18 protein-coding genes are annotated in these 15,528 nt (G+C 35.7%); 4 read left to right on the top strand and 14 right to left on the bottom strand.

Features of this window, described 5'->3' with window-relative positions; all coding sequences use genetic code 11:
* Window positions 1-27: 27 nt before the first annotated feature.
* The 7 genes from DEX24_RS12245 to DEX24_RS12215 all read right to left on the bottom strand — a co-directional run bounded on the left by DEX24_RS12245 (window position 28) and on the right by DEX24_RS12215 (window position 5,590).
* Window positions 28-810: a DUF1684 domain-containing protein gene (locus DEX24_RS12245; RefSeq protein ID WP_109306692.1), complete on the bottom strand. Its 783-nt coding sequence runs from the start codon at window positions 808-810 to the stop codon at window positions 28-30.
* 1 nt (window position 811) lies between these two features.
* Window positions 812-1,672: an alpha/beta fold hydrolase gene (locus tag DEX24_RS12240; protein ID WP_170112937.1), complete on the bottom strand. Its 861-nt coding sequence runs from the start codon at window positions 1,670-1,672 to the stop codon at window positions 812-814.
* Between the two features lie 337 nt (window positions 1,673-2,009).
* Entirely contained in the window at window positions 2,010-2,876 is an 867-nt protein-coding gene (gene hslO, locus DEX24_RS12235; protein WP_109306690.1) for an Hsp33 family molecular chaperone HslO, read from the bottom strand.
* Window positions 2,877-2,894: 18 nt separating this feature from the next.
* Window positions 2,895-3,116: a DUF896 domain-containing protein gene (locus DEX24_RS12230; protein ID WP_109306689.1), complete on the bottom strand. Its 222-nt coding sequence runs from the start codon at window positions 3,114-3,116 to the stop codon at window positions 2,895-2,897.
* Window positions 3,117-3,138: 22 nt separating this feature from the next.
* Entirely contained in the window at window positions 3,139-4,083 is a 945-nt protein-coding gene (locus DEX24_RS12225; protein WP_109306688.1) for an LLM class oxidoreductase, read from the bottom strand.
* A gap of 16 nt (window positions 4,084-4,099) precedes the next feature.
* A complete protein-coding gene (locus DEX24_RS12220) occupies window positions 4,100-4,582 on the bottom strand; it encodes an RrF2 family transcriptional regulator (RefSeq protein WP_109306687.1) in 483 nt (160 codons plus the stop codon).
* 138 nt (window positions 4,583-4,720) lie between these two features.
* Window positions 4,721-5,590 (bottom strand): alpha/beta hydrolase, encoded by an 870-nt coding sequence (locus DEX24_RS12215; RefSeq protein ID WP_109306686.1) that lies wholly within the window; start codon window positions 5,588-5,590, stop codon window positions 4,721-4,723.
* A 181-nt stretch (window positions 5,591-5,771) separates the two neighbouring features.
* Here DEX24_RS12215 and DEX24_RS12210 point away from each other — a divergent pair, with 181 nt between their 5' ends.
* Window positions 5,772-6,683 (top strand): TDT family transporter, encoded by a 912-nt coding sequence (locus DEX24_RS12210; RefSeq protein WP_109306685.1) that lies wholly within the window; start codon window positions 5,772-5,774, stop codon window positions 6,681-6,683.
* A gap of 596 nt (window positions 6,684-7,279) precedes the next feature.
* Here DEX24_RS12210 and DEX24_RS12205 read toward each other — a convergent pair.
* From DEX24_RS12205 to DEX24_RS12175, 7 genes are all read right to left on the bottom strand, one after another.
* Entirely contained in the window at window positions 7,280-7,687 is a 408-nt protein-coding gene (locus tag DEX24_RS12205) for a cytidine deaminase (RefSeq protein WP_170112936.1), read from the bottom strand.
* Window positions 7,688-7,898: 211 nt separating this feature from the next.
* Entirely contained in the window at window positions 7,899-8,438 is a 540-nt protein-coding gene (locus DEX24_RS12200; protein WP_109306684.1) for a PadR family transcriptional regulator, read from the bottom strand.
* 68 nt (window positions 8,439-8,506) lie between these two features.
* Window positions 8,507-9,691 (bottom strand): YhgE/Pip domain-containing protein, encoded by a 1,185-nt coding sequence (locus DEX24_RS12195; RefSeq protein ID WP_109306683.1) that lies wholly within the window; start codon window positions 9,689-9,691, stop codon window positions 8,507-8,509.
* A gap of 258 nt (window positions 9,692-9,949) precedes the next feature.
* A complete protein-coding gene (locus DEX24_RS12190; protein WP_146192994.1) occupies window positions 9,950-11,299 on the bottom strand; it encodes an MATE family efflux transporter in 1,350 nt (449 codons plus the stop codon).
* Window positions 11,300-11,359: 60 nt separating this feature from the next.
* Complete coding sequence (locus DEX24_RS12185; protein WP_109306681.1) at window positions 11,360-11,794, bottom strand: MarR family winged helix-turn-helix transcriptional regulator; 435 nt, start codon at window positions 11,792-11,794, stop codon at window positions 11,360-11,362.
* Between the two features lie 394 nt (window positions 11,795-12,188).
* Window positions 12,189-13,547 (bottom strand): MATE family efflux transporter, encoded by a 1,359-nt coding sequence (locus tag DEX24_RS12180; protein ID WP_246131493.1) that lies wholly within the window; start codon window positions 13,545-13,547, stop codon window positions 12,189-12,191.
* 155 nt (window positions 13,548-13,702) lie between these two features.
* The gene (locus tag DEX24_RS12175; protein WP_146192993.1) at window positions 13,703-14,008 is read right to left on the bottom strand and encodes a hypothetical protein; all 306 of its coding nucleotides are present in this window, start codon (window positions 14,006-14,008) and stop codon (window positions 13,703-13,705) included.
* 239 nt (window positions 14,009-14,247) lie between these two features.
* Between DEX24_RS12175 and DEX24_RS12170 the strand changes: the two genes are divergently transcribed.
* The 3 genes from DEX24_RS12170 to DEX24_RS12160 all read left to right on the top strand — a co-directional run bounded on the left by DEX24_RS12170 (window position 14,248) and on the right by DEX24_RS12160 (window position 15,469).
* The gene (locus DEX24_RS12170) at window positions 14,248-14,481 is read left to right on the top strand and encodes an SDR family NAD(P)-dependent oxidoreductase (RefSeq protein WP_246131490.1); all 234 of its coding nucleotides are present in this window, start codon (window positions 14,248-14,250) and stop codon (window positions 14,479-14,481) included.
* Between the two features lie 4 nt (window positions 14,482-14,485).
* On the top strand, window positions 14,486-14,608 hold the full coding sequence (locus DEX24_RS12165) for an SDR family oxidoreductase (protein ID WP_109306679.1): 123 nt from the start codon (window positions 14,486-14,488) through the stop codon (window positions 14,606-14,608).
* Window positions 14,609-14,827: 219 nt separating this feature from the next.
* On the top strand, window positions 14,828-15,469 hold the full coding sequence (locus DEX24_RS12160) for a 2OG-Fe(II) oxygenase (RefSeq protein ID WP_109306678.1): 642 nt from the start codon (window positions 14,828-14,830) through the stop codon (window positions 15,467-15,469).
* The last annotated feature ends 59 nt before the right edge of the window (window positions 15,470-15,528 follow it).

Raw genomic sequence — 15,528 nt, 5'->3', positions numbered from 1 at the left:
TCTCCCCTTACGCATCTATTTATACGATTATTTTATAGCCCAACGAATATTTTTTTCCCCTGCATTTATTTTCGCAGTAAAGCGATTACTAAATGGCGGCATCGGACAATTAAAATGATGTGAACTAGCACATGGTGGTAAAAATGCATAGTTAAAGTCAAGTGTTACTGAACCATCCATAGCTGGTTTCACAACTAACATTCTACCCATCTCATAACTTTCCACACCACTTGTTGCATCACGAAATACAACAATATAATAATCTTCAGCTGCAAAAGGACGTAAGCGATATTCTTGTCCATCTAACGTCATCATGATTACTCCCGGTGATACGTGATTACGTCCTTGTAAGGACTGGTCATCAGATGTATGTGTAAAAGTGAAAGTTTGTTGCTCTTCATCTTTCACAAAATGGCCTTCAACAATCAACTGTTCATTATAATCAAAATGTTCCAATGCTTCAAATCGTTGAAGTGCTTCACAATTTTCATCCCAAATTGCTAAAAGATGATTCGATTCAGGTTGGCTTGTTGCCATTGCTGAATGCCCCTGATCATCCGTCACAATTGTCTCATCCGCAACTATAGAATAGCGTCCTATAAGTGCTTCACCTTGTATAAACAAGGCATCTTCTTCATTGGCCTCTACCTGTAAACCTGTATCATTTACTGCTGTTGGTGACCATATACCAGAGATTTCTGCCACTTTTATTTCCTGGGTAATATCATGCATCGCAATCAGTGAAACATCACCTAAAGGACCAACTAGTGCTGCTTCTCTACTCCGTTGCCATTTTAGCCAATTTTCCATATTAAAGACCTCTCGATAAAAATTCACGCACAGTTGTCAAAAACATCTGTTGTTCTTCAATAAATGGCATATGACCACTTTTCTCAAAAATAGCTAGTTCACTATTTGGAATGAGGTCATGCATGACTTCGCCTTGTGTTAAAGGTGTAATCCAATCATGACGACCAGTCACAATTAAAGTTGGCATTTTTAATGCCGGTAATTTAGCACGCACATCATATAGGGGCATCAAATGTTTAAACGTATAGTTACAAACATCTAACGAACCGATTGGACGGCTACCCGTGTCGCCACCAATATCATCTTGATAATCATGCCAATATAAATCCCAGCACACCGTCCACCATTCTTCCAAATGGTCATCATCACGAATATTACCTTCGAATAGTTCTGGTATTTTAGCAATTTGCTCTGGTCGGCCTACTCGAGAAGCAAATTCCTTCGCCTCTCGATAAAAATCATAACTTGGTGCCGTATTAACTAATAATAATTTATCCACTGATTCAGGATAACTTGTCGCGTATACTTGCGCAATCATGCCACCAAAGGAATGCCCTAAAACACTAATTTTTTCTAATCCCAAATAAAGACGTAAGGCTTCGATATCATCCGCCAATTGATCGAATGTACAAGTTGCTGGGTCTACGCGTTCAGATTGGCCATTACTGCGTTGATCTAAATAAACAATCTGGTAGATTTCAGATAACGGTGTTAAGAAAGGCTTAAAATCGGAATGATCGCTCCCCGGTCCACCATGTACCGCTACTAAAACTGGTTTTTTTACCATTTTGGGTCCTACGGGTATATAACCAGAACCTTCAATATCAAAATATAATTTTGTACCATTTATCGCTGCAAACATATTTGAGTCCCTCATCTCTTTTATCAATAGTGTAATTATCTATAAAATACATACATTGGTCAACAGGTTCTTGATAATTATAAGTGGTTTACTACGAATTAACTCGAAATCTCACCACAATCAGGCAATAATTTATTTTTATGGGAAATAGTGTAATGAAATAATACTATTATACAAAAAGCATACGTCCATGTTAGCTTATTTATCACAAAGATGCTATTTTCTAGATATTCACTATAATACTCTTTTTCACCCTGACATTATATAGGAAGAAACCATTATTGATTCTCCTGTATATTCAAACAAAAAACGTTGCAAATCTGCAACGTTTTTTTGTTTATAATAGTTCTTGTAATTGTTCTTTTGTGAAATGATAATCTTCATTACAGAAATGACAGTTTCCTGAAGCTTGACCATCTGTAGCAATCATATCTGCTATTTCAGCGCTACCCAAACTTTTAATGGCATTTTCCATACGTTCACGAGAACATTGGCATTCAAATTGAATAGCCATTTTATCTAAAATTCGTACATCGCCATCACTTAATATTTCTTGTAATAATTCCTCTGGAGATAAACCACGACCGACCATTGTTGTCATCGTTGGCAATGTCGCCATTTTAGCATTAATCTCTGCGATTAAATGGCGCGGCGCACTTGGCATTAACTGTACGATGAAGCCACCTGCAGCAAGTATTGTATCATCGTTATTCACCTGTACACCTACGCTAACTGTAGATAATGCCTGCTCTGAATTCGTAATATACGCATTGAAATCTTCAACGATATCGCCGGATTCAATCGGTACATAACCAATATGTGGTTGTTTTAAACCAATATCTTTTGTTACCGTTAGTAGACCATTTGTACCTACTACTTCTTTAACCGCATGGTCGCCAATTAAGGTTTTTGTAATGCTCGGTTTAGGATGCGTAACAAAACCCCGAACGCCACCTCTCGCATTGGCATCGACTAAGATTTTGCCGATTGGCCCACCCCCATCGATTTTCACCATAATTTGTTCTTCGCCTTTTAACATAGCACCTAACATAACGCCAATGGTCATCGAGCGACCCATTGCATCTGAAGTGGCTGCTACTGTACGATGGCGACGACTTGCTTCGCCTACTGTAAGAGTCGAATTAACAGCATATGCTCGTACTTGGTCATTAAATGCCATCGCTTTTACTAAATAATCTGTCATGTTGCTACTTCCTCTCCGCTAGTTGAAACCTGATAAACCATTTTGGATTTTCGCTGGTGTTACATCATTACCTAATGGATCCATTACTTTAACATTGGTTATTGTATTCAATACCTGACCACGAATTTCACGTAAATAATCTTCACGTAATACTTGTTGTTCTACTTTTTCAGCGTTTGTTAAACCTTCTGTTTTTTGTTTTTTAGCTAATTCATTAATTCTTGAAATACCTTTAATCATTTGTCATCTTCCTTTTCATCTATTATTTATGCGCTTTAAATTTTGGCACGACATATTGTCCAAGTTCTTCTATTACTTCACTTACTGGTCTTTTACTATTTTTCAATGCGAGCGTAATATGGTTGACACCAATATCTTGCATCGCATATAAATAATCAATTAAAAAGGTACGCCCTGTACGAATACCGCGTTCAATTTGCTTTGGTGCTTCATTTGGTCTATCCGATAAATCAAGCATGAGCATTTGTCCAAAGGGCTTGAAATGAGGCGTTGTAGCATGCCATTTAGCTACTAATTCACGTTGGCTATTGATATTTTGTGGATAAAATAACCAGCCATCCATATTGTCAGCTAACCATTCAAGTGTTTGCCCAGAATAACCGGTTCCTAAAACTGGAATTGTCCCATGGTTTGGTTTCGGATATAAATTACCTTCTTGCATAGTAACACGAGCCGTATGGATTGGTTGCATATTTTGATTCCATGCTTCACGCATTACTTCAAGCGATTCGCGAAATAGTTCACTGCGCTTCTCATAATCAACTTTAAATGCTGGAAATTCTATTTTACGATCCCCTGTCGCTGCACCAAAAAGAAAGCGATTATTTGATATTTTATCGAGTGATGCTGCTGATTTTGCTAGATGCAAGGGATGACGTAATGTCGTAATAATACTCGCTGCACCTAAAGCGATTTTTTGTGTTTTCGCAGCAATATAGCTCAAAAATACCCATGGATCATACATGGCTCCTGCATCGCTAAAATGCTCATCAAAAAGTGGTGTGTCACGTATGAATAATGCTGCAAAATTTAATTCTTCTGCCCGCTGCGCTAAAGTGATTTGTTCAGTAAGATCCATCTGCGCAAAATTCCCTTCATAGGCTTCTAAAGGAAATGCAAGGCCAAGCGTTAATTTATGTTCTTGAAAAGTTCTATTAAACCCTTCATGTTGTTGTAAGTTTCCCATGATGCACACCCCCCTATTATTTGCGTACCATATGTTCTTCTAACCATATCTTTAATTGCTGTATTTTCGGATTAAATTGTTCTTCAATGTCAGCATAAATAGATGCAACTGTTTCACGCTTAAGCACTTGCTGCCAACTATTTTCTGCTTCATGCATAACATTCGTCATCAAGCATGTATAGTCATCACCATCTAAATCGAGCATATCATCTAAGACACCACTCGCCGTATACAAAGATTGCTGTCCTTCAATGGCAACATATATATCATAAACACGTATATTCTGTGGTTTTTTTTTGAGCTTAAAACCACCTTTTATCCCAGGTACCGATTGTATTAAGTCTGCACTAACTAATTTACGTAACATTTTTTGAAAATAACTTTGAGATGTACGTAATTGTGTGCTTATTGCTTCTGCTGGTAACACGGCCTTATCAGGTAACATATTTAATAGCAAGATTGCGTAGAGTGATTGCTCAACGCCTGTCTTCATTTGCATATTGCTCATCACCTTTTCTTTTATCTATCTCATCGTGGATAATAATTATCCACTTTATCATAATCGATTTTCATCTAGTTGTCTAGTAGTTGATTTCATTAAAAAAAGAATGACAAGGGGCGCCATTCTTGTGACATACTATTTTGTATCTTGCAGAAATTTTGTTAACGCTTTTGTCATGCTAATTGCTTCATCGCTACTTGTAGTCGCCAAAACTTTTGTTAGATCACTATGACTTGTCGACACTGCAGTGTATAAAAACACTTGGTTACCAGATGCTGTCATTTTCTTAATAAATGAATCATTTGCATCATCTTGATGTGCGATAAAGAGCATGGGTGGTAAATTTTTCTGCTCAGTATAATGAATCGGCGAAGCCTTCTCCCAATCTTGTTGATTACTACCGAAAAATTGTTCATACGATGGTATTTGCTCAATAAATTGTCCTATATCGACTGGTCCTTCAATATTTATAAGAGAATGAACGATACTCTGCGGTAAAGCTACACGCTTCAAATATTGATCGTCCATCGTAATCAACATCGCTAAATGACCACCTGCCGAATGCCCCATTAAAGTTAATTGCTCCATATCAAATTGGTGGTCATCCGCATGGTCATTTATCCATTTCACAACATGTGCTACATCATCAGCCATTTCTGCGTAATCAGCAATCGGTGAAAGGCGGTAATTCATCGAAATAAACGTATAACCTTTACTCGTAAAGTAACTAGGTTTTTCAGAGACATTTGACTTGTCCCCCGCTTCCCAGCCTCCACCATGAATATATAAAACAACGGGTGTTTTTTTCTTGCTGGTATTAGAAGGTTTATACATTTTGAAATTTTGATTGTCACTGTCTCCATAATCAATCGTTGTAGATGAAATTTCCTTTGAATCGGATGTTCTTTCTAAAAAACCAGTGGACAAAAGAATCGTTGCTATAATAAGAACGAGCAACCCCACTAGTTGAATTAGACGTTTTTTTCTGACCGGTTTATCCTTCATAGTCGCTCACACTCCTTTTTACCAAATGGTGTAATTTGTCAGATTGTATCATATACTATTACTCTATTTATACCCATTATTATGCCAATTTATTTATTTTTAATTATAAGATAGTAAAAATCTATTTTATCATGTACAATGTTTCAACGACCCAGATATAAGAAAGAAAAGGATAATTCACATGACTTTTATTAAGAAAATACCCATACCAATGGGTGGATTAATTTTAGCAATCATTTCATTAGCGAACTACTTTTTACAACAGGGTGCTAAGGATGTTGGGACCCTGTTAGCTTGGTTTGCGATTGTCTTATTGCTCTTGCTATCATGTCGCATTATTTTGGATTTCCGTCAAATCTTAATCGATATGAATAATCCAATGATTGCTTCTGTAGCACCAACCTATACGATGTCTATTTTTGGTATTGCTACCTTTTTACATCAATTTGAAACCATCACTGGTTTTGCCACTACACTCTGGTATTTTGGTGTCATCTTACATGTAGCATTGATGGTATATTTTGCCTTCCGTTTTGTTTTCACACGCCAATTAACAATTAATAGTCTCTATCCCAGTTGGTTTATAACATTTATAGGAATAGGTGTTATAACATTCACTTCCCCTATTTTTAATGATGTAATCGGGACGATCTTTTTCTATATCGCCATCATAAACTACAGCATATTATTACCACTTATTTTATACCGTGTAATAAAGACTGCCTATGATGAAAAACCACATTTCCCTTTATTAACGATTTTAACCGCGCCCACATCGTTATGTTTGGCCGGTTATATTACGATTACAGACGAACATTCTACAACAATTGTTGCTATAGCTTTTGTAATAAGTCAAGCGCTCTATTTAGTCGCTTTGTATTTTTTATCAAACCTATGGAAACTACAGTTTTATCCAAGTTTTGCTGCATTTACGTTTCCACTAGTCATCACAGCTATTGCCGCTCATTTAGCAAATAGTGTTCTAAAACTACCATTCTTAGATTTTTTAGTACTATTCGAGTTGACGATTGCTTCGCTTGTCACGCTTATTGTAACGACACGCTATGCATTTTTTATCTTCACAAAAGAATAACTATAAAAGAGCCTGAGACAAACGTATTTTCAACAGAAAAAATCCCGTATGATTTTTAGAAATCATACGGGATTTTTCATTTCAAGCCATGTCCGCTTCGAAAAACGCGTTCAATTGATTTGATGATTCGTATGGGAGACATACTATTTTTGTTCTGTCCCAGGCTCTGTTAATTTTGTATTGTTCCATGCTGATTCTACACTATTCTATTCGTTTGTTTCGAATGAATACTGTCCTTGGTGAAAAGATCGGTTCATTTCCAGTGTATGAATTGTTGGCATTGTGCTCTGTTATAGGTAACATACATAACAAAAAGCACAACTATTTAAAATCTCAATGTGAACGGTATGGCGTAGCTTGTCTAAAGTCCAATAAACGGAACGACCATTAGGAGAACTAGATGCTATTTCTTCGATTTTTATGTCTAGCTTGAGATCTATTCATCATGATTAAAATAAAGAGTGAGATACTGTCGGCGGAAAGCTTTCGCTATGTCCAAATATCTAAAACATGAATTGTTTCGATACGCCAACCTCTCTAATAAAACCACAAAAAAAGCGCTAACTGGAATAATCCAAGTTGCGCTTTTTGCTACCTTACATTTCTAAATCTGTAAAAGCATATGGTAATAGTTCTTTTAAAGTTAAGGTTAAAATTTCTTCGTTGGCATTTGTTAAGTATACAGGCATATCGGGTAAACAAAATTCGGCTAATACCTGTCTGCAAATACTACATGGTGGTAAATAATCTGCCGTATCACCTGCAATGGCAATAGCTGCAAAATCACCTTTTTTATATCCTTCTGCAACAGCCGTAAAGACCGCTGTACGTTCTGCACAATTTGTTGCTCCCAATGACACATTTTCAACATTGACACCATTAATGACTTTACCATCTGATAATAATAATGCCGCACCTACTGGAAAATTCGAGTATGGAATATACGCTTTTGATTTCATGCTGCGTGCACTTGCTACTAATTGTTCTTTATTCAAATCTTTCATCCTCTTCTCATTTAAGAATGAACTGTTTAAGTTCCCTCACAATCAAATTGATTGCAGGACTATTAATACTATATTTCATTTGTTGTATTGTCAATATAAAGAAAATACTCTCTCTTGTTCATCGATCAAATCAATAATATGAATGATTCATTCATTTATTGATTCGTACAAAAAAGCCTATTCAGTCACACAAGCTGAATAGGCCCTTTCTTTAATATTTTTTAGTTTTTAACCCTTCAATTAACGTTCGTAGCCAATAAGTTTCTCGGTCCATTTTGTCTTTAAAATAGTCATTATAATACATAACAACGGGTCTTTGCTGGTCTTTTTCTTTCATCTTGGCATAGATCGAAATCATTTTATCTAATTTCTCCTCATGTTGCTTCAAGCGATTTTCAAATATCTCAATCACCTTTTGACGATCGACAAATTCAATATAGACAAGACCGACAATCATTTCACCTAAATTATTTGCTTTTGTGAAAAGTTCATACATTTTTAGTGGCAGCTGTTTTCGACCTTCATCTGTAATACTAAAAATTTGTTTATCTGGTCGATTCAATTCATGAATAACTTCCACTGTTTCGACAAGCCCTTGCTTCAAAAGTGAATCGAAATGATAATACAGTTTACTTTCCGTTAATTTTCCCATCTCATCAAATGGGATAGGTGAAGATAATTCTTTTTTTAACTTATATGGATAGTTATTCTCAGCCATTAATTTACTTAAAATAAAAATTTGAATTGACATGATGTAACAATCCCTACTTTCATCACATGTTTTATAAGACGCCATTATTCCGTCTTATCTTACCATAATTAGACAGTAGCTTCAGCTTTTTTCTTTTCTTCTTTTTTCACTTCTGGTTTTGGATCAACTGGCAATGGTTTGTGGATGAAACGTACGATTAGAATATTAATTACCATAGCAACAACCCCTACTAACGCTAGCTTCCAAATAAATTGGAGTGACCCTATTGAACCATAGAACATAGCAAAATAAGATTGGACAGAATAGTACATTGGTGTAATATAACTAATCCATTCGAATACTGGATACATCATATCGCGTGGCATTGTTGCGCCATTCGCAATTGTTTGTACAAGTAAGACTGGAATATTAAGAATCATACCCCCTTCACCAAGGAAAAATGTTGGGATGGCAGTAAAGTTAAAGGCTACCCAATAAAGTAAAATTTGTTGCGCAAATGCTGGAATTAATAGTGATAAATCAGCTTGAGTAAATGCCATACCAATACCGATTGCACAAATACCTGAAATGACACCAACAAGAATTGCTGCAAGTTGTACATAGACAAATAATTTTGTTTTTGATGCTTTACCACGACTTGCTTTAAACGAACCGACTAATAACATAGAACCAATCATCGCTCCGACGTAACAAGCCATCGTTAAGAACATAGCCAACATATTATGATGCATACCATCTGGTACATCATTCATTACTTTATAATTACCTACATAACTATTTTCAATTTGTTTAGACATCTCTTCAGCTTGTTCTTCTGGCAAGTTAAAGTTCATTAAAATACCTTTAGCTGTTTGTTCTGAGAAGTTAGCACTTAATTGATTATTAATTTGATTCACTACTGCTGACATTGATGATGACACCATCGTTGCGGATGCTTCATTCACTGTATAATCAATGTTTGCAGTTTTACCTTTTTTAGCATTTGAAGAAAAGTTCTCTGGAATATGAATAACTAATGCTAAATCATTTTTTTCTAGTTTATTCATTGCTTCTTTATTCGTTATATCACTTTCAATTGTTTTAAATGGTAGACTCTTATTTAATTCTTTAGCAATATTTTTACCTGCGTCACCTTGATCATCATTTACTAACGCAATTTTTAGCTCATCCATATTTCCCGGAATCGCTGTATAACCTGATAAGAAAATACCCAGCATCGCTACAGCATAAAATACTGCCATAAAAATTGCTCCGATTGCCCCTTTTGTTTTCATGAATTCTTTAAATTTCAAGTTGTTTATCTCCTCTGCTTTTCAATATATACTCTAATTAGAGTACTTCACTTAAAGTATAATACACTGCCGTAATAGTGAAATCAACTAATAAATAATTGGAACCGTTTGCATTACAAATTATTTTGTGTCCATTTTATGGCAATAATAGTTGTATATCTTGTTTACCGCATAAAAAAGACATTAGCATGCGTTCAGTTGCGAACGCATCTAATGCCTCTCTATGATTAGTAGATAATCATACTTTCCTCTATTATATTAACCTTCAAATTCGAAGTCCTTTGATACCGTCAATTTATTCCTTAAAACATAGAGTACTGATATACCGATGACAAAAGTGATAACATCCCCTATAACAATTGCCCATATCACTCCATGAAAATCAAAGTAATGGTTGGCAATAATCAATACTGGAATCATCGCTAAGCCTTGAGACAAGGACATAGTGAGCGCTGCTTTTCCCTGGCCAGTCGCTTGGAAAATACCAATCATTAAACTCGTAAATCCTGTAATAAATAATGAAATAAAAATAACTTTGATAACATAGCTACCTAATTCAATCACATCTGGATCAATAGTGAATAACCCAATAACATGATTACCTACAAAGAATGCGATGATCGCAAAGAGCGTTGCTAGCGTTCCTACAACGAGACTTGTAAACTTAATCGCTGCAGACATACGTTTTTTATTTGCTGTGAAATTATAGGCAATTAATGGGATTACACCTTCACAAAGCCCCATGATAATGAGTTCTGGTAATTGTAATATACGTTGAGAGATGCCATAGGAAGCCACTGCATTGTCGCCATATAACGCCGCATAATTCATAAATATTAAAGCGGTTACACCCATTAATGCACTCATAAGTGCCACTGGAATACCAATTTTCACGATTTCTTGCACAACTGATTTTTCTATTTTCAAGAAGTGCCAAGAAAAAGTCAATAGTTCACTCTTTCTTACAATATACATTGCATAATAGATGACTGCCCCCATATTACCGATTAATGTGGCAACTGCAACACCGGGTACACCCCAATGAAAGACAAAAATAAAGAGTGGATCTAATGCCAAATTGATGATTACACTGACAAACATGCCAATCATTGATACGACTGCAGCCCCTTCAGAACGTACAATTTGTTCTAGCGAAAAATTTAAAATAAAGAAGGGTGCACCTAAAATCATCACTAAAACATATTGCTTGGTGTAGATAAATGCATCAGAACTTGCACCTAAACCTCTTGTAATACCATCGATAAATAGTACACCGATGATCATCGTTATTATCCCCAAAACAATAGAGGCATAGAATGAAAATGAAGATACTTCCTTCATTTTAGTGAATTTTTTCTCACCGAATAATCGTGAAATAAATGTACCTCCACCGACTCCAATAAGATTTCCCAGCGCCATTAATAGAGCGAACACCGGTAATGTTAATGTGATTGCTGTTATCATAACCGAATCATGTAACAATCCGATAAAAAAGGCATTTAGCAAAGTATAAATGATGCTGACAGACATCCCTATAATCATTGGCAGCGAAAAATGCATCACTGCCTTCGGGATTGATGCTTTCTCAAAATAGTAGTTCGCGTTCATAAAAATCATCCTTCCAATTAGTTAGATATCTAACTATATAGTGGTGAAACATTGAATAATTCAACGTTTCATCTGTGTTAAATTGATAATAGTTCGTTCTAGTAGTTGAGATAATTCTACTTTTTCTTGCGTTGAAAAGCCCTGTGCCATACCCACTTCTAAATCCTCAAAAAACACTTCATACTCCAGCGTTACATCAATTGCTCTTTGTAATGGTTGAATAATTTTTCGCCGTTCATCTGTTGGATCAATCTTTCTTTGAACAAAATTATTTTTTTCTAAATTTGTTACAATACTTGAAATGGTAGAGGCTTTCCGTTGAAATACTTTTTCTAACTCTTTTTGCGTGATATTCTCTTCCATATGACCAACCAAATAACCCACTACATGCCCCTGTTCAGAAGTGAGGCCATATTGTTCTAATTTTTGATCACCGAGTTGCTTCATAATATGACCAATATTTCTTATTTGAAATTGATAATTAGTTTTTGACATATGACCACTTCTTTCTATTCGTTAGATTTCTAACTAATGATACGATACACAAATAACGCTGTCAATTTTTTAGTTAGACATCTAATAATAAGATGTGTTTTTTTGTTACTAGGAGTATATACAACACATATGAACAAATTATGAACGACTACATTCTTTGGTACATATGAACGTTATACTATTTGCTTCCTTAGCCATCCCTATACTTTTTATGCGTTGATCAAATTTACTGTGCGAATGATTACATAACCGGCCTTTAGTATTAAAAATAGTCGTGACGTTAATAAGGCACATATAAAATATTATGTGTATCTGTACAAAACTAAACAGTCAGTGTTCGGTAAACGCCCGAACACTGACTGTTTTAAAATAGCATGAAGCAACTATACTTATTTCATTCTTTTGAGGATGGTACAAGTGCAAAACGTTGCCACTTACGGCTTTTCCAGCGAAATAATACGAGGATTGCTCGTAGCCATTCATCTAATGCGATAGCTAACCAAACACCTATTAATCCAAGATCCATAACGAAAACAAGGACATAGCCTACTGGTAAACAAATACAAATCATTGATATAAAACCTATTTTCACAGGAAAGCGTGCATCACCTGATGCGCGCAATGAATTAATAATTGTAATATTAATTGTTCTTCCTGTTTCTAATAAGAAACTCAAGGCTAAAACACTTGCTCCAATTTTTATAATTTCGTCATTATCTGTAAATAACCCCATCAATTGATTGCGGAAAATGATGACAATAATGACCATCACAACGGAAACAGCTAGCGCTGCTCGCAAGCTTGACCACACTTGTTTATACGCATGCTCGGTCTCCCTTGCGCCAACATATCGTCCAATAATAATTGCTGTTCCAGTCCCAATTGCCATCGCAAATAAATAGATTAACATCGAAATATTCATGGCATATTGACGGGCTGTTAATGATTCCGTCCCTAGATACGTGACATAATAAAGTAAGACAATTTGTGCGAATTGATATAAAATTTGTTCAAAAGCTGCTGGAATACCGATGCGCAATATTTTACCAACAAACTCATTGGACCAAGTAATGAAATTTTTCAATTGCACCTTCACTTCTAACGCCCTTGTAAGTAACCAAATGAAGACGATTGCCGCCACTGCTCGGCTAATTACCGATGACCAGGCTGCGCCTTCAACACCCATTTTAGGAAAACCAAAATGACCGAAAATCAGTACATAATTTAATAATAGATGAAGGATATTCATCCCTAAAGATACAAACATCGCTTGCTTAGTCCAGCCTTGCACACGAATAATTGCTGCCACTGTAGTAATAAGTGCTTGGAAAAATAAAAACCCACCGACAATTGCTAGATAACTCTGCGCAAATTGTAGTACTTCACCTTGTAAATTCATTAGCTTCATCATTTGCTTCGATAACAAGATGAATAAGCCACTCATTATTAATCCCATTACCAAATTTAAAGTCACCGATAGTGCAGCAATTTTTGTCGCTTCGAACATTTTTCGCGCACCGATATATTGTGACACGACAATGGATGCACCTGTCCCAACAACACCTAATAGTAAGATTGCAATTTGGATATATTGGTTTGCAGTCCCCACCCCTGCAACTGCTTGGTCCGATACTGCGCTCAGCATAAATGTATCAGCTAAACCCATTAACATAAATAAGAAAAACTCTAAAAAAATGGGCCAAGTTAAATGAAATAAACTTAACTTGCCCTTTGTACTAATTGTTTGTGCCAATTCAGATCTCCATTCCCCAAATCATGTTTTACTCTGTTCGGAATTAATCTACTATAATTAGAGTACATCTTTTTCAGAGAATAATAAACAACTTATTCCGAATACCGAAATGTTTTTTCACTATAGAAAAACGACCCTATACATGGTCGTTTTCTTTACTCGTATTCAGCACTTGCTTGCGTAACATATAAACCAACTGTTTCATGTATATCACTTAAAGCTTCAGCTAATTCAAAATTCCCTGCTTTTCTAGCATCGACAATTTTTTTACAGCTGTAAAAAAGAATATCACCCTCTTTTGCCAAATCTAGCACTTCAGCATCTGGCTGCTCTAATACAAGTTTTTCACCGCAGTGACAATCTAATTCTTCGTCATGAAAACCAGTACGAGCACCTTCAAGAAAACAGTGATCACAATAGTGTTTAAGTTCTTCACCACGGAAATGATCGGTCTCTATCATTTGATCCTCCGCAAAGGATTTTTGACATTTATCGCATACTTGCATTGTATTACCTCCATAAAAAAGTATCTATCTTAAGTATGCACTGTTTTCAACAAATTGAACAGCGCTTTTCACATGGTAATATTTGACTACCATCCATCCCCCTCATGTGGAAGTTTTATTACGGCAGCTAGTTCTGCTATCAGTAAGACAAGGCGCGAAAATAATCGTGACCGAGATCAAGGAAGAGACCTGTTTTGAAACTGGATCTCTTCTTACTAAATTGGATGCTGACTCCTTATATACGGAACATTTTACTGTATGAAGCATACGATCAAAAAACAGATGATGGTTCAATCATCAATATTGCTTCTGGTGCTGGATTAGAGGGTGTGACAACTATGGCTGCCTACGTTACATCCAAACATGTCATTATCGGTATTACTAAATCAGCCGCACTAGAAGATTGGGTACAAAAAGCCCTCGAATAGTACGATGTCATTACCCGAAGATTCAGGAAATGCTGTACTATTTTTATGTAGTGATTTATCTAAACAAATTAATGGCATCGTTATTCCAGTAGACGGTGGCTATGTTGCAGGTAAAATTCCATTATAATCAATTACTCATTAAGTCATAGATTAGCTATGTCACTTATCAGATCTCCGCTCATTTCATCTTATTAAAATACTTTTCCTCAAATAACTAATATTTTTCAAAAAAATGTATCCAAATAAAATTAGAGTATGCTAAAATAAATTAAAATTAATATCATGTAAAAAAATGGCTAGATGGGTATTTTTTGAAAATAAAATATAGTTAAAAGGTGGTTAGCCGTTGAAGACGGACAAGAAAGAGCAAACACTATTTGATCATGTAGGACCTACCATAAGTACTGATAGAGATATTACAATTGTTTCTAAATTTGAAGAACCATTAATCGTAGTCCTGGATAATGTACTCAGCTTTGAGGAATGCGATGCGCTCATTAAATTATCAGAAGACAAATTGCAACGTTCAAAAATTGGTGCAACACGCGAAGTTGATCAACAACGTACGAGCAGTAGCATGTTTTTTGAAGAGAATGAAAATGATGTTGTTGCTTTAATTGAAAAAAGAGTTTCTTCTATTATGAATATACCAATCGAACATGCAGAAGGGCTTCAAATCCTTCAGTATAAACCTGGTCAAGAGTATAAAGCTCACTATGACTTTTTCGCTTCAACAAGTAAGGCGGCCAATAATAACCGTATTAGTACACTCATCATGTACTTAAACGATGTAGAAGAAGGCGGCGAAACAACCTTCCCAAAAGTAAATGTTTCCGTAACACCTAAAAAGGGTTCCGCTGTTTATTTCGAATACTTCTATAGCGACCAACAATTAAATGATTTATCATTACATGCTGGTGCTCCGGTCATTCAAGGTGTGAAATGGGTAGCTACACAGTGGATGCGTAAACAACGCGTCAGATCATGATAATCGACTACATGTTAAATATTAAACCTTCTAGTAAAGGCTTTTTTTATTCTATTTAT

The organism is Kurthia sibirica (assembly GCF_003143975.1).
Taxonomy (GTDB): Bacteria; Bacillota; Bacilli; order Bacillales_A; family Planococcaceae; genus Kurthia; species Kurthia sibirica.
The sequence above is the reverse complement of the archived record's forward strand: the minus strand, read 5'-3'. Positions and strand labels throughout refer to the sequence as shown.

Coding starts and splice junctions, on each gene's coding strand:
- DEX24_RS12245 (WP_109306692.1), bottom strand. CDS start 810: ATGGAAAATTGGCTAAAATGGCAACGGAGTAGAGAAGCAGCACTAGTT.
- DEX24_RS12240 (WP_170112937.1), bottom strand. CDS start 1,672: ATGTTTGCAGCGATAAATGGTACAAAATTATATTTTGATATTGAAGGT.
- hslO (WP_109306690.1), bottom strand. CDS start 2,876: ATGACAGATTATTTAGTAAAAGCGATGGCATTTAATGACCAAGTACGA.
- DEX24_RS12230 (WP_109306689.1), bottom strand. CDS start 3,116: ATGATTAAAGGTATTTCAAGAATTAATGAATTAGCTAAAAAACAAAAA.
- DEX24_RS12225 (WP_109306688.1), bottom strand. CDS start 4,083: ATGGGAAACTTACAACAACATGAAGGGTTTAATAGAACTTTTCAAGAA.
- DEX24_RS12220 (WP_109306687.1), bottom strand. CDS start 4,582: ATGCAAATGAAGACAGGCGTTGAGCAATCACTCTACGCAATCTTGCTA.
- DEX24_RS12215 (WP_109306686.1), bottom strand. CDS start 5,590: ATGAAGGATAAACCGGTCAGAAAAAAACGTCTAATTCAACTAGTGGGG.
- DEX24_RS12210 (WP_109306685.1), top strand. CDS start 5,772: ATGACTTTTATTAAGAAAATACCCATACCAATGGGTGGATTAATTTTA.
- DEX24_RS12205 (WP_170112936.1), bottom strand. CDS start 7,687: ATGAAAGATTTGAATAAAGAACAATTAGTAGCAAGTGCACGCAGCATG.
- DEX24_RS12200 (WP_109306684.1), bottom strand. CDS start 8,438: ATGTCAATTCAAATTTTTATTTTAAGTAAATTAATGGCTGAGAATAAC.
- DEX24_RS12190 (WP_146192994.1), bottom strand. CDS start 11,299: ATGAACGCGAACTACTATTTTGAGAAAGCATCAATCCCGAAGGCAGTG.
- DEX24_RS12185 (WP_109306681.1), bottom strand. CDS start 11,794: ATGTCAAAAACTAATTATCAATTTCAAATAAGAAATATTGGTCATATT.
- DEX24_RS12175 (WP_146192993.1), bottom strand. CDS start 14,008: ATGATAGAGACCGATCATTTCCGTGGTGAAGAACTTAAACACTATTGT.
- DEX24_RS12165 (WP_109306679.1), top strand. CDS start 14,486: ATGTCATTACCCGAAGATTCAGGAAATGCTGTACTATTTTTATGTAGT.